General features: G+C 70.5%; 15 protein-coding genes. All 15 read right to left on the bottom strand.

The window, feature by feature from the left end:
- Window position 1: 1 nt before the first annotated feature.
- The 15 genes from P3T29_RS18505 to map all read right to left on the bottom strand — a co-directional run bounded on the left by P3T29_RS18505 (window position 2) and on the right by map (window position 13,094).
- Window positions 2–1,141 (bottom strand): glycosyltransferase family 4 protein, encoded by a 1,140-nt coding sequence (locus P3T29_RS18505; RefSeq protein ID WP_280717604.1) that lies wholly within the window; start codon window positions 1,139–1,141, stop codon window positions 2–4.
- Window positions 1,138–3,462, bottom strand: a complete 2,325-nt coding sequence (locus tag P3T29_RS18500) for a DUF2206 domain-containing protein (protein WP_280717603.1) — start codon at window positions 3,460–3,462, stop codon at window positions 1,138–1,140. The genes P3T29_RS18505 and P3T29_RS18500 overlap by 4 nt, the downstream gene beginning before the upstream one ends.
- Window positions 3,459–4,550 carry a glycosyltransferase family 4 protein gene (locus tag P3T29_RS18495; protein WP_280717602.1) on the bottom strand — a complete coding sequence of 364 codons (1,092 nt, stop codon included), beginning with the start codon at window positions 4,548–4,550 and terminating at the stop codon, window positions 3,459–3,461. Before P3T29_RS18495 ends, P3T29_RS18500 begins: the two co-directional genes overlap by 4 nt.
- Before the next feature lie 47 nt (window positions 4,551–4,597).
- Window positions 4,598–5,203, bottom strand: a complete 606-nt coding sequence (locus tag P3T29_RS18490) for a hypothetical protein (protein WP_280717601.1) — start codon at window positions 5,201–5,203, stop codon at window positions 4,598–4,600.
- Window positions 5,200–5,934, bottom strand: coding sequence for a glycosyltransferase family 2 protein (locus P3T29_RS18485; RefSeq protein WP_280717600.1), 735 nt, complete (start codon window positions 5,932–5,934; stop codon window positions 5,200–5,202). The genes P3T29_RS18490 and P3T29_RS18485 overlap by 4 nt, the downstream gene beginning before the upstream one ends.
- A gap of 129 nt (window positions 5,935–6,063) precedes the next feature.
- Window positions 6,064–7,215: a LamG domain-containing protein gene (locus P3T29_RS18480; RefSeq protein WP_280717599.1), complete on the bottom strand. Its 1,152-nt coding sequence runs from the start codon at window positions 7,213–7,215 to the stop codon at window positions 6,064–6,066.
- 133 nt (window positions 7,216–7,348) lie between these two features.
- On the bottom strand, window positions 7,349–8,245 hold the full coding sequence (gene truA, locus P3T29_RS18475) for a tRNA pseudouridine(38-40) synthase TruA (RefSeq protein WP_280717598.1): 897 nt from the start codon (window positions 8,243–8,245) through the stop codon (window positions 7,349–7,351).
- A gap of 85 nt (window positions 8,246–8,330) precedes the next feature.
- Complete coding sequence (gene rplQ, locus P3T29_RS18470) at window positions 8,331–8,792, bottom strand: 50S ribosomal protein L17 (protein WP_280717597.1); 462 nt, start codon at window positions 8,790–8,792, stop codon at window positions 8,331–8,333.
- A gap of 143 nt (window positions 8,793–8,935) precedes the next feature.
- A complete protein-coding gene (locus P3T29_RS18465) occupies window positions 8,936–9,958 on the bottom strand; it encodes a DNA-directed RNA polymerase subunit alpha (protein WP_030055844.1) in 1,023 nt (340 codons plus the stop codon).
- A gap of 128 nt (window positions 9,959–10,086) precedes the next feature.
- Window positions 10,087–10,494 carry a 30S ribosomal protein S11 gene (gene rpsK / locus P3T29_RS18460; RefSeq protein ID WP_030232513.1) on the bottom strand — a complete coding sequence of 136 codons (408 nt, stop codon included), beginning with the start codon at window positions 10,492–10,494 and terminating at the stop codon, window positions 10,087–10,089.
- A 72-nt stretch (window positions 10,495–10,566) separates the two neighbouring features.
- Window positions 10,567–10,947, bottom strand: coding sequence for a 30S ribosomal protein S13 (rpsM, locus tag P3T29_RS18455; RefSeq protein WP_280717596.1), 381 nt, complete (start codon window positions 10,945–10,947; stop codon window positions 10,567–10,569).
- 188 nt (window positions 10,948–11,135) lie between these two features.
- Window positions 11,136–11,249: a 50S ribosomal protein L36 gene (gene rpmJ / locus P3T29_RS18450; RefSeq protein WP_003956441.1), complete on the bottom strand. Its 114-nt coding sequence runs from the start codon at window positions 11,247–11,249 to the stop codon at window positions 11,136–11,138.
- Between the two features lie 60 nt (window positions 11,250–11,309).
- Window positions 11,310–11,531 (bottom strand): translation initiation factor IF-1, encoded by a 222-nt coding sequence (gene infA / locus P3T29_RS18445; RefSeq protein WP_014047798.1) that lies wholly within the window; start codon window positions 11,529–11,531, stop codon window positions 11,310–11,312.
- A 178-nt stretch (window positions 11,532–11,709) separates the two neighbouring features.
- A complete protein-coding gene (mscL, locus tag P3T29_RS18440) occupies window positions 11,710–12,135 on the bottom strand; it encodes a large conductance mechanosensitive channel protein MscL (protein ID WP_280717595.1) in 426 nt (141 codons plus the stop codon).
- Window positions 12,136–12,254: 119 nt separating this feature from the next.
- The gene (gene map, locus P3T29_RS18435; RefSeq protein WP_280717679.1) at window positions 12,255–13,094 is read right to left on the bottom strand and encodes a type I methionyl aminopeptidase; all 840 of its coding nucleotides are present in this window, start codon (window positions 13,092–13,094) and stop codon (window positions 12,255–12,257) included.
- Window positions 13,095–13,160: the final 66 nt, after the last annotated feature.

The following is a 13,160-nucleotide window of genomic DNA, read 5'->3' as shown; positions in this document are numbered from 1 at the left end:
GTCATACCGGGTCCCGGTAGTGCCGGACGAGCGTGTCGGCGTGGTCCGGCCAGGAGAACCTGGTCGTGGCGTACGCCAGCGAGTAGCGGCGCATCTCCGCGAGCCGGCCGGCGTCGCCGACCAGCCCGGCGAGGGTGCCGCGCAGCACCCCGGCGTCCCGGGCCGTCAGCGCGACCAGCGAGCGGTCCAGCTCGTACGGCGCGTAGCCCGGGTCGTCCGTGGTCAGCACGGGCAGCCCCGAGGCCATCGCCTCCTGGACCGACAGCGGGAAGCCCTCGGCGGTGGACGGCAGCGCGAAGACGTCGCAGGCGCGGTACACCTCGGCGAGCGCCTCGGGCGGCAGCGGGCCGAGCGCGTGCACGCCGGGACGGCCGGCCAGCGCCTCGACGTCGCCGTCACCGGCGAAGACCAGGTCGAAGGCGTCGGCGTCATGGGCGGCCAGCAGCAGGTCGTAGCCCTTCTTCGGCACCAGCCGGCCGACGAAGAGCACCAGCGGGCGGTCCGGGGGCAGGCCGAAGCGCTCGCGGGCGAGGTCGCGCTCCTCGGCGGAGGCGGCGGGCCGGAACAGCGCGGTGTCCACACCGTTCGGCAGATGGCCGAGCCGCGCCGGGCGGGCGCCGAGGCCCCGGACGAACCCGGTGACGGAGGCGTTCAGCGTGAACACCCGGCGGGCCCGGCGCAGCAGGGCCCGGCCGGCCACCCCGTAGACGATCCGCTGGACCGCGCGGACCAGCCCGGACGGGTGCTCCACCATCGCCACGTGCTGGGTGACGAACTGCGGGGTGCGGGTCAGCAGCGCCGCCAGCCCGGCCGCCCAGGAGGTCAGGTACAGGCAGTCGTGCAGGTGCACCACGTCGGCCCGGCGGGCCCAGCGCAGCGCGGCGGTCAGCAGCTGCGGCCCGGGCACGGGGAACGGCACACCGGCCCGTTCGACACCGTTCCAGGCGGCGATCCGGACGACCCGCACGCCCTCCTCGTCCCGGACGCTGCCGGACTCGCCGCTGGTGAGGACGGTCACCTCGACGCCCCGGGCGGTGAGATGCACCGCCTCCTGGCGGACCACGTTCTCGATCCCGCCGACGTGCGGCGGGTAGTAGTGGCTGACCAGCAGGACGCGGAGCGGACGCTCAGCCTCGCTCATCGGTAGATCACCGCTCCCTCACTGCTGTAGATCAGGTTCTTGGACGTGTCCAGCAGGTTCTTGGGGTACCGGTAGGTGATCAGGTCACCCTGGTAGAAGACCGTCACCTCGTCCTTCTGCAGGGTCGTGGCCCCGAGCAGGACGTACGAGTTGGGCCGGATCAGGGTCGGGTAGATGTCACCCTGCGCCGAACCGGTGATCAGGGTCTGCAGGCGGCTGAAGGCGAAGCGGTCGGTCTGCAGGATCTGCCTCCGGTCCGGGGCGATCTGCTGTTCGATCCAGAAGGCCGCGTCCCGTTCCTCGTCGTGCGGGTAGTAGATGTCGTAGTACTGACCGGCGTTGCTGAGCTGGAGCTGGGCCGGGTAGCCGCCGAGCACCTTGGGGACGACTCCGGAGAGGTCGAGGAACATCGACGCCACCAGGGCACAGGTGAGCGGCACCGTCCTGCGCCCGGCCCAGCGCAGCAGCCACAGCGCGCCGGTCGCGAGGAACGGTGCGTAGAAGAACAGCCCCTGCTGGAAGGCGCGGAGCACGCTGTAGTCCACCGAGAGCTGCGGCAGCAGCGTGAACGTCGCCACCACGGCGAGGGCACCGACCGTCAGCGTGACCTGGTCCCGGGTCGGCTGGAAGCGCCGGCGGCGCGACCACATCGCCACGCCGAACCCGACCAGTACCAGCAGCTGGAGCAGCAGCGCGGTGCCCTGCCGCAGCAGGCCGTTCAGCCCGGACACGCTCAGCCCGGTGGCCTGGAGCGCCTTGCCGACGCCGGTCAGCGGCTGGTTCTGCGGCGCCACGACGGGCGTCTGGAACGGCTGGAGCGCCTTCAGCGGCAGGTAGTCGCCGGCCGCCCGCTGGGCGGTGGTGGCCGTGATCGTGTCCGCGCGGTACTGGTTCATCCGCTCCGCCGGGCTGGCCTTGGCGCCGCCGAAGATGCTGTACGACGTGTCCGACGACCCGGCATGGCCCTTCCCCGGGTGCAGGAGCTGGGTCACGGCCGCGCCGAGGGTGGTGCGCAGCTGCACGTTGGTGTTGGTGACCGGCCCGGCCCAGACCAGGGCCAGCACGGCCGGCACCAGGACCATCCACCAGGTCACGAAGCCCCGGGTCTGCTCGTGCAGGCCCTTGCGGCGTGGCCGTCGGCTGGCCCGCCGGGCGGTCAGGCGCCAGATCAGGTCGGCCACGAAGGCGATGCCGAGGGTGGCCACCACGATGTAGGTGGTCGAGTAGTGCGAGAGCACGCAGCCGACCAGCAGCACGCTGACCATCAGCCGGCGGTGCAGCAGCGGCCGCCCCCGGTCGGTCAGCACCACCATCACACAGCCAATCAGCAGGAACGCGATCTCCTGCCGGCCGAGGAAGGTCATGTCGGTGAAGAAGGTCGGGAAGGCCATGAAGAAGACCGCCGACAGGAGGGCCACCGGCTGCGAAGCGACGTTCCGTACCGACCGGTGCACCAGCACCGGGCAGAGCGCGAACAGCAGCGGGAGGACGACCTTGAAGACGTAGATGTCGGGGATCGCCGTGAGCCGGACCAGTGAGACCGGCAGGATGGTGATGCTCAGACAGGCGTTGTACGCGTCCGGGTAGAGCTGGACGTTCCAGAGCGATCCGCCGAGCGTGAGCCGGAAGTACTCGTACTCGCGCTGGATGTCGTGCCCGGCGATGGTCCAGCCCCGCAGCGAGTTCAGCAGCAGCAGCGCGACGGCCGCGACGTACAGCCCGCTCTCCAGCACCGGGACGGAGTAGTCGCGGCGACGGAACATCAGGAGGGCCAGCAGCCCCGCCACGGCGACCAGCGCCACCGTGCTGGCCACTCCGCTCTGCCCGTTGTTGAGCCTGACCGGCCCGGCCACCGAGAGCACCAGGGTCAGTACGCCGAGCGAGACCAGGGGTATCAGCCCCCGTGGGCGGCGGCGGGCGCGCGACCTCTTCGCCCGCTCCTGCTCGCGCTCCTTCTCGCGCTCCTCCTCGGGGACGAACGCGCCGATCACGATCATCACCATCGCCATCGCCCCGGCGAGGTTCGTCCTGGTGAGCGGGTGGGCCGCGCCGAACAGTGGCAGCAGCGTGTTCACCCCCAGCGCGACCACCATGTCGGTGATGACGGCCAGCCCGATCGCGAGCATCAGCCCGGCGTCCCGGCCGGACACCGCCCGGGAGGCCGTACCGCGCCACACCGCGACCGGCGCCCCGAACAGCAGCCACAGCCCGGCCAGGGTCAGCGGCAGGCCGGGCATGCCCGGCAGCAGCACCACGACCTCGGCCAGGGCAGTGCCCAGCAGCACTCCGGACCGGCCACGGACCAGCGTCGGCAACGTCATCCGACGGCCTTGTCGTAGACCCGCTCGACCAACTCCGACACGGCTTCCCAGGAGTAGCCCCGGGCCGCCTCGGCACTGCGCCGGGCGAGCCGCAGGCGCAGCTCCGGGTCGGCGGCGAGGGTGTCGATCGCGGCGGCCAGCGCGGCGGGCTCGGGGGCCGCGAGCAGGCCCACCCCGCCGATCAGCTCGGCGGTGCCGGGTACGTCGGTCGCCACCAGCGGCAGCGCCGCCGCCATCGCCTCCAGCACGACCAGCGGCATGCCCTCCTTGTCCGAGGGCAGCACGAAGGCGTCGGCGTCGGCGTAGGCGCGGACCAGCTCCGCGCCCAGCAGACCACCGGAGAACTCGACGTCCGTGAGGCCGAGCCGGGCGGCCTGGGCGGTGAGCTGCTCGCGCAGCTCGCCGTCACCGACGATGCGCAGCCGGACGGGCTGCCGCACCAGGCTCATCGCCTCCAGCAGCCGGCTCACGTTCTTCTGCGCGCTGAGCCGGCCGACGAACAGCAGCTGGAGCGGGCGGGGCGCCGGCTGCCGGACCGGCATGAAGTAGTCGTCGCCGACGCCGTTCGGGACGACGAACACCCGCTCGGCGGGCACCCGGTAGCTGTCCCGGATGAAGGCGGCCTGGCCCTCGGTCAGCGCGATGACGGCCGCCGCGCCGCGCATCACCCGCCCGAGGAGGTGCTTCTTGTAGAGCGGCAGCAGCCGGCCGAGCGGGCCGGAGGCGTCGACGTCCAGGTGGAAGTGCAGGACGAACCGCAGCCCCCGCAGCCGCGCGGCGAGCGCGACCAGCTCCGGCAGCAGGGCGTGCGCGCAGTGCAGGTGCAGGACGGCCGTCCGGGGCGCGCGCAGCAGGGAGAGCGGCAACCCGGGGGAGATCGCGGTGTGCGCCAGCTCGACCGCGCGGTGCCGGCGGACCGTCACCCCGCCCTCGCTGGTGCGACGCGGCGCCCCGTCCGCCCCCAGGACGGTGGTGACGACCCGGACCTCGTGCCGCCGCCCGAGCTGCCTGGAGAGATGTTCGACCACGCGCTCCAGCCCGCCCAGGTGGGGCGGGTAGTACGGGGTGACCTGCAGGATGGTGCGCATCAGGCTTCCAGGGCAGTGGCGGCTCGGGCGGAGTTCGTGCTTCGCGCTCAGTGGTCGGGCAGCTGCAGCTTGCCGAAGCTGTAGTGCAGGGTCTGCGGATGGCCCACCAGGGCCACCCGCACCATGGCCACCTCGGACGGCGCCTGCAGCTTGAAGACGGTCGACACCGGAGCCCCGTAACGCGCGGTGAGATTCGCCGTGCCGCCGGTCAGGACCTGGCCGTTGGGCGATTCTAGCGTCACCTTCACCTGGTACCCCTTGGCGCCCTCACCGTGGTCGGTCACCGAGACCGGGACGGAGACGGTGGCGCCGTCGAAGGTCGGCATGGTGGTGAAGAAGAGCTCGGCGTAGGGCTGGTCCTGCTGCGTGAACGAAAGGAGCAGCTGGCTGCGGACGGTCGGCACCGACCACCCGGCCACGCCGAGGCCAGCCACGGCCGCGACGGCCAGCAGCCCCGCCGCGATCCGCCGGGACGGGCTCGGACGGCGGCGCCGCCGCCCTGGCCCGGCCGCCGGCTCCGGCACGGGGACGGGCTCCGGCTCCGGGTCGGTCTCCGGAGCCAGGTCCGGGTCCAGATCCAGCTCCAGGTCCGTCACCGGGACGGGCTCCGGCTGCGGCTCCTGCGGCTCCGGCTCGTCGAGCAACGAGGTCATACGGCCTCGTAGCTCTGGGCCGGGACCACCGCCGCCGACGCGTCCTCGCTCCGGCGGAGGCGGTGCGAGAACAGCTGACGGAGGTTGCCCATCCCGTCCGGCAGCGCCTTCAGCTTCACCTCGCCGCCGCGCACCCGGTACTCGATCGGCACCTCGAGGAAGCGGAAGCCGGCCCGGGTCGCGGCGTTCTTGATCTCCTGCGAGAAGGCCATCCCGGAGGAGCGGACGTCTATGCCGTGCCACACGTAGCGGCGGAAGATCCACATACCCGACTGCGAGTCACGCAGCCCGTTGCGGAACAGGCTCCGGCTCAGCGCGCTCAGCGCGTGGTTGGCGACGTAGTGCGAGGACTTCATCGCGTCCCGGTTCTCGCGGCGCAGCCGATCGGTCGTCATGAACTCGACGTCCCGATCGACCAGCGTGCGCAGCAGGTCGGGAAGCGCGTCGAACGGGTAGGTGCAGTCCGCGTCGCCGGTGGCTATCACGTCCCCCGTCGCCGCTTCGAAGCCCGCCTGATAGGCGTTGCCGTAGCCGCGCTCCGGCTGCGAGACCACCCGGGCCCCGAGGGAGCGGGCGACGTCCGCCGTCCCGTCGGTTGACGCGTTGTCAACCACCACGACCTCGGTGCGCCAACCCATCTCCGCGAGTTCGGCCATCGGCACGGATGCCATGACCTCGGGAAGGTTTGATGCCTCGTTGAGCGCGGGAATGACGACCGACAGTGTGTTCACGCGTTCCCCCCTAAGACAGATGTCTCGCGGGATACTACTCCAGACGTGTGACGGGTCCACGTCCCACCCTGCCCCGCTGGTTCGCAGGCGACTGCCGTCCCACGCCCCGGCCGCCGGGCCCGCCCGGGCTCAGCCGACGAGCCAGGAGGCGATCGGCACGGCGTCGGGGATGGTGCCCTTGTCCTTGAGCGTGCCGATCTGGGTGTCCGTCAGGGCCTGCTTCCAGATCTGGACGTGCCCGATCACACCGGCCCAGGGGCCGCCCCAGCCGGAGTGCGTACGGTTGCGGCCCAACTCGAGCGCACCGGGAGCGGCCCAGATGCCCGGCACCTTGGTGAGCGCCACCGACTTGCCGTCGACGTAGAGCGTGATGATCCCCTGGGTCGCGTCGTAGCTGCTGGTCAGCAGCACCCACTTGCCGACGGTGTCCACGCTCGGGGAGATCGCGTGGAAGCTGGTGGCGTCCGCGCCGCCGGCGGCGGTCTGCACCCGGAAGATCCAGACCGTCTTGCCGCCGTAGTCGTCCCGGCCCAGGTCGAAGGCGTACGAGACGCCGTCCCCCTGGCTGATGACCGTCCGGTAGCCGTCCTTCGCCTCGTTGTAGACCCAGGCCGAGAGGGTGAAGCTCTTGGTGACGTCCACCACCTGCGCCGACGACTGCGCGTAGGAGTTGCTGTTCCCCCGGAGCCTCAGCGCGAAGCCACCGCTCTGGACGGGGTCCACCGAGGCGTCGGGGCTGACCGTGAGGTCGGCACGACCGGTGTGATCGGCCACCTGGTTCGGCTGGCCCGGGACCGTCGGCGTGTTGACCGGAACGGTGGAGACCGGGCCGGGCCGGGCCGTCCCGGAGGCGCTCGCGCTCGGCGTCGCCTTGCCGTGCGTGCTCCACAGCACCGCCGTGCCGACGATCCCGCCGAGCAGACAGGCCGTCAGCACGATGCCGCCGGTCCACATCCACTTGCGGCGGCGCGCACGGGCCTGGTGGTCCTCGGCCAGCGCCTCCCAGTCGGGCCCGGACGAGGGCGCGCCGAAGGGCTGCGCCGCCGGTCCGAAGCCCTGGTTCGCAAACGGCGGCTGCTGCTGCATCGGGAACTGCTGGAGCGGCTGCTGCTGGAGCGGCTGCTGCTGCGGAAACGGGCTCTGCGGCGGCGGGTAGCCGTACCCGCCCGGTGCGATCGGTGCGGCCGGTGTCACCGGTGCGGCCGGCCCACCCGGGCCGGCCGGCGGCGTGGGCTGGGCGTCCGGCCCGGGGCCGGCCGCGGCCCCGTTAGCGTGTTCCATACCGTCAGTCATAAACCGGATGTTAGGACATCCCCCCAGCGCCGCTGGCGGATCCCCCCGATTTCCGGGACCGGCGAGATCGGTTCGTTGCGGAGCACCCCGGCCCCGGGCGGGACGCCCCGTCGGCTCCCCGTCAGTTCCCGGGCAGGGTACGCAGCTGACGCGCCGCCCGGTTCCGCGCGGCGAGCTGGTCGTCGGCCGGGTAGCCGACCTCCTCCAGCGTCAGCCCGTGCGGCCGCACCACGTTGACGGCGGAGTCCCGCACCCGGCCCGCCAGTACCTGGCCGGGGAACTCCACCGGCCGGTGCCCGCCGCCGACCAGCAGCATCGAACCGACCAGCGCCCGCACCATGTTGTGGCAGAACGCGTCGGCCCGGACGGTGGCCACCGCCAGCTCGCCCGCCGTCCCGGCGATGAACGGGTCCGCCGGGACACGCTCCCAGTGCAGGTCGAGCAGCGTCCGGATGGTGGTCGCGCCCTCGCGCTTCTTGCAGTACGCGGCGAAGTCGTGCTCGCCCAGCAGCAGCGCCGCCGCCTCGTTCATCCTCCCGACGTCCAGCGGCCGGTCGTGCCAGAGCACGTGCCCGCGCAGCAGCGGGTCCACCCCGCCCTGGTTGTCGGCCACCCGGTACGCGTACCGGCGCCAGACCGCCGCGAAACGCGCGTCGAAGCCCGCCGGCGCCTCGGACAGCCGGTACACCCGGACATCCCCCGGCAGCCGCCCGGCGAGCCGCCGCAGCAGCTTCTCCCGATGCTCGGCCCACACCTCCACCGGCAGGTCCACATGCGCCACCTGCCCCCGCGCATGAACCCCGGCGTCCGTCCGCCCCGCCACCGTCAGGACGTACGGCTCCTCGCTGCGGGTCACCACCTGCAGCGCACTCTCCAGCTCGCCCTGCACAGTCCGCCGCCCTGGCTGCCGCGCCCACCCCGAGAACTCGCCCCCGTGGTACGCCAGGTCCAACCTGACCCGGACAGCCCCCTCGGCCGGCCCGTCCTGGCGCTCCGGCCGCTCACAATCCTTGAGCACTAGCTTCTCCCACTAGCCCAGTAGAAAGAACGGGCCCGCTCCCCCATGGCTGGGAGAACGGGCCCGGACAAACACCTCAGGGTGTTCAGGCGGTCTCGACCTCGGTGGTCTCGACGGCGGCAACCTCGGCGTCCTTGGCGGCACGCTTGGTGGCGCCCTCGGCCTCGCCGACGGCGGTCTGCGCGACGGTGAGCGCCTCGACCAGCTCGATCACGGCCATCGGGGCGTTGTCGCCACGACGGGGACCGATCTTGGTGATACGGGTGTACCCACCCGGGCGCTCCGTGTAACGCGGCGCGATCTCGGTGAAGAGGGTGTGCAGCACGGAGATGTCGGTGATCGTCTTGCGGACGATGCGACGGTCGTGGATCGTGCCGGCCTTGGCCTTGGTGATGAGCTTCTCCGCCAGCGGGCGCATCCGACGGGCCTTGGCCTCGGTCGTGGTGATGCGGCCGTACTGGAACAGCTCCCGGCAGAGGCCGGCGAGCAGCAGCGGCTCGTGGTGCGGGCCGCCGCCGAGGCGGGCACCCTTCGCGGGACGGGGCATGGTAGCTCCTTGAATCTCCGAATCCGGCCGTATCAGGTACCGGAACGGGCGTACGAGCACTGTTGCCCGTACGGCTTAGCGTGGGCCCGAGAGCCCGGTGTGCATCGAACGGGGGGCGGCCCGAGGGCCGCCCCCGTCCAAACTCAGTACTGCTCGGTCTCCGCGTAACCCGCGTCGTCCAGGTCGTCGGCGCCGAAGGCGTCGGCGGCGGCGGTCGGGTCGAATCCGGGCGGGCTGTCCTTGAGGGCCAGGCCCATGCCGGCCAGCTTCGCCTTGACCTCGTCGATCGACTTCGCACCGAAGTTGCGAATGTCGAGCAGGTCGGCCTCGGAGCGGGCGACGAGCTCACCCACGGTGTGGATGCCCTCGCGCTTGAGGCAGTTGTACGACCGAACGGTGAGCTCGAGCTCCTCGATCGGCAGGGCGAGATCAGCGGCCAGGGCGGCGTCCGTCGGGGACGGGCCCATGTCGATGCCCTCGGCGTCGATGTTCAGCTCGCGGGCGAGACCGAACAGCTCGACCAGGGTCTTACCGGCCGACGCCATGGCGTCACGCGGGCGCATGGCGGGCTTGGTCTCGACGTCGACGATCAGCTTGTCGAAGTCGGTCCGCTGCTCGACACGGGTGGCCTCGACCTTGTAGGTGACCTTCAGCACGGGGCTGTAGATCGAGTCGACCGGGATGCGGCCGATCTCCTGGCCGGAAGCCTTGTTCTGCACGGCGGAGACGTAGCCGCGACCGCGCTCGACGGTCAGCTCCATCTCCAGCTTGCCCTTGCCGTTGAGCGTGGCGAGGACGAGCTCGGGGTTGTGCACCTCGACACCGGCCGGGGGCGCGATGTCGGCGGCGGTGACGACACCCGGGCCCTGCTTGCGCAGGTACATCACGACGGGCTCGTCGTGCTCCGAGGAGACGACCAGCTGCTTGATGTTGAGGATGAGGTCGGTGACGTCCTCCTTGACGCCCGGCACGGTGGTGAACTCGTGCAGGACACCGTCGATCCGGATGCTGGTGACAGCAGCGCCGGGGATCGAGGAGAGGAGCGTGCGGCGCAGGGAGTTGCCGAGGGTGTAGCCGAAGCCCGGCTCGAGCGGCTCGATAACGAACCGCGAGCGGAACTCGTCGACGACCTCTTCGGTCAGCGAGGGGCGCTGAGCGATCAGCATGTTTTCAGATCCTCCAGTTGTCTTCGGCACCCACTATTTGATGCCGAACAGAACCAGCGTACGGGGTCCCGCCTGAAACGGGACCCCGTACGTGGTTTAAAGCAAACACCGAGCCCGAAGGCGCTGCGTCAGACGCGGCGGCGCTTCGGCGGACGGCAGCCGTTGTGCGGGGTGGGGGTGACGTCCTGGATCGAGCCGACCTCCAGGCCGGTGGCCTGCAGCGAACGGATCGCGGTCTCGCGGCCGGAGCCCGGACCCTTCACGAAGACGTCGACCTTGCGCATGCCGTGCTCCTGCGCGCGACGGGCAGCGGCCTCGGCGGCCATCTGCGCGGCGAACGGGGTGGACTTGCGCGAGCCCTTGAAGCCGACGTGGCCGGCCGAGGCCCAAGAGATCACGTTGCCCGCAGGGTCGGTGATCGAAACGATGGTGTTGTTGAACGTGCTCTTGATGTGAGCGTGCCCGTGGGCGACGTTCTTCTTCTCCTTGCGGCGGATCTTCTTCGCGCCTGCAGCCTGACGACCCTTAGGGGGCATAAGTCTGTTTCTCCTACTGAGGTGGTCGGTCCGCTACCCGCGGGCCGGAGGGATGTCCGGTTGAGGGGCGGACTACTTCTTGCCGGGCTTCTTCTTGCCGGCGATCGCGCGACGCGGGCCCTTACGGGTACGCGCGTTGGTGTGCGTGCGCTGACCACGGACGGGCAGGCCACGACGGTGACGCAGACCCTCGTAGCAACCGATCTCGACCTTGCGGCGGATGTCGGCGGCCACCTCACGGCGGAGGTCACCCTCGACCTTGTAGTTGCCGTCGATGTACTCGCGCAGCTTGACGAGGTCTTCCTCGGACAGGTCGCGAACGCGAATGTCCGGGTTGACGCCGGTCTCGGCCAGCGTGTGCTGGGCGCGGGTACGGCCGATGCCGTAGACGTACGTGAGGGCGATCTCGATCCGCTTCTCGCGCGGGAGATCAACGCCGGAAAGGCGTGCCATTCATGGCTCCTGTGATTCTTCAGAGGTCTTACGAGCTACCTACTCCGACACCTCTCGGTGTGGGAGCCCCGGCCTCTGACCGGGGGTGGCAGTCCGTCCGCGAGGACGGATCGGGCAGCCCGCGTATGACGTGGTGCGCGTCGCGCGAACTGAAGTCCACGCAAAGACGTACGAGAAATGCTTGGGGATCAGCCCTGGCGCTGCTTGTGGCGCAGGTTGTCGCAGATCACCATGACCCGGCCGTGACGGCGGATCACCTTGCACTTGTCGCAGATCTTCTTGACGCTCGGCTTGACCTTCATGATTCAGGTTCTCCGGGTCTAGATCTGATCTCTTGCCCCTTGCGGAGCAAGACAATGTTCCTACTTGTAGCGGTAGACGATCCGGCCACGTGTCAGGTCGTAGGGGCTGAGCTCCACCACGACCCGGTCGTCCGGGAGGATCCGGATGTAGTGCATCCGCATCTTGCCGCTGATGTGCGCGAGGACCTTGTGACCGTTCTGCAGCTCAACTCTGAACATGGCGTTCGGAAGAGACTCGATCACGGTGCCCTCGATCTCAATGGCGCCTTGCTTCTTTGCCATGAACTGCGAGATCCACCTTCCGGGAACGGCTACCGTATGCGGCACGCTCGTGCGAACCTGGGTTCACCCCTGCCCCGGAGGGAAGAGGGCGTGCGCTAGCACGCTACGAGTGAGCCGACGGTCCATCGTACGTTACCGTCCCCGGTATGCCCAACTCAGCACTGCGGGCACGTCCGATTCAGCGCTGCATCACGTACTGGACGGGCGCCACCACGGCGGTGCAGGCCGAGCAGCGGCTCGCGGCCTCGGGGATCTCGGTCAGGCACTCCGGGCAGGGGCGCTTGGCCACCTTCGGCTTCTGCGGCAGGTACTTGGCCGTCGCCTTGGTGACGGGCAGCACCACGCAGAAGTACAGCACCGCGGCGGTCAGCACGAAGGCGATCAGCACGTTCAGGAACTCGCCGTACGGGAATTTCACACCGAGCACCTTGAAGGTGTAGGTGCTGAAGTCGCCGGTCGCGCCGACCACCACGCCGACCAGCGGGGTGAGGAAGGCCTTGACGAACCCGGCGACCACCGCCGTGAAGGCCGAGCCGATCACGATGCCGACACCCATGTCGACGACGTTGCCGCGCATCATGAAGTCACGGAAGCCCTTGAGCACTGCTCGCCCCTTAGGTCGTACGGGTGAAGCCCGCGAGTTTAGCGAATGCGTCGCCGGTAGCAAAAACGGACAAAAGGCCCGGGAGCCGAAGCTCCCGGGCCTTCGCAGGTCTGCAGGTACTAGCCGAGCGGGTCCGGCGCGGCCGTGACGCCCAGCGCGGCCAGCGCGGCCTTGCCGCCGTCGAAGGCGGTCAGCACCAGCGGGCCCTGCTCGGTGATGGCGATCGAGTGCTCCCAGTGCGCGGCCCAGGTGCCGTCGGTGGTGACGACCGTCCAGTCGTCCTCCAGCACCTTGGTGTGCGGGGTGCCGAGCGAGACCATCGGCTCGATGCAGAGCACCGTGCCGGGGACGAGCTTCGGGCCCTTGCCCCGGCCGCGCTCGACGTAGTTCAGCACGTGCGGCTCCATGTGCATCGCGGTGCCGATGCCGTGGCCGCCATAGCCCTCGGTGATGCCCCACTTGCCCTTGGGGGGCAGCGGCTGGCGGCGGATGAAGCCCTCGATCGCCTTGGAGACGTCGGCCAGGCGGTTGTTCTTCTTCATCTGGGCGATGCCGGCCCACATCGAGCCCTCGGTCACCTTGCTGAGCATCGCGACCTCGGGGGCGACCTCGCCGACCTCGACGGTGATCGCGGCGTCGCCGTGCCAGCCGTCCACGATCGCGCCGCAGTCGATGGAGATCACGTCACCCTCGACCAGCACCCGGTCACCCGGGATGCCGTGCACGACCTCGTTGTTCACCGAGGCGCAGATCACGCCGGGGAACCAGAGGCCGCCGTGGTCGGCGCGGAAGTTGGAGGTGGCGCCGTGGTCGGCGATCACCTTCGCCGCGATGTCGTTGAGGTCCTGGGTGCTCACACCCGGCGCCACCGCCGCACGGCAGGCCTTGAGCGCCTCGGCGACGACCAGCCCGGCCACCCGCATCTTCGCGACCTGCTCGGGGGTCTTGATCTCCACCATCTGCTCCACGCTTTCCACACTGTCGTCGCGCGCCCGGTCCTTGCCGGGGCGCCCTGCCACTCGATA

This window comes from Kitasatospora sp. MAP5-34 (genome assembly GCF_029894335.1).
Taxonomy (GTDB): Bacteria; Actinomycetota; Actinomycetes; order Streptomycetales; family Streptomycetaceae; genus Kitasatospora.
The sequence above is the reverse complement of the archived record's forward strand: the minus strand, read 5'-3'. Positions and strand labels throughout refer to the sequence as shown.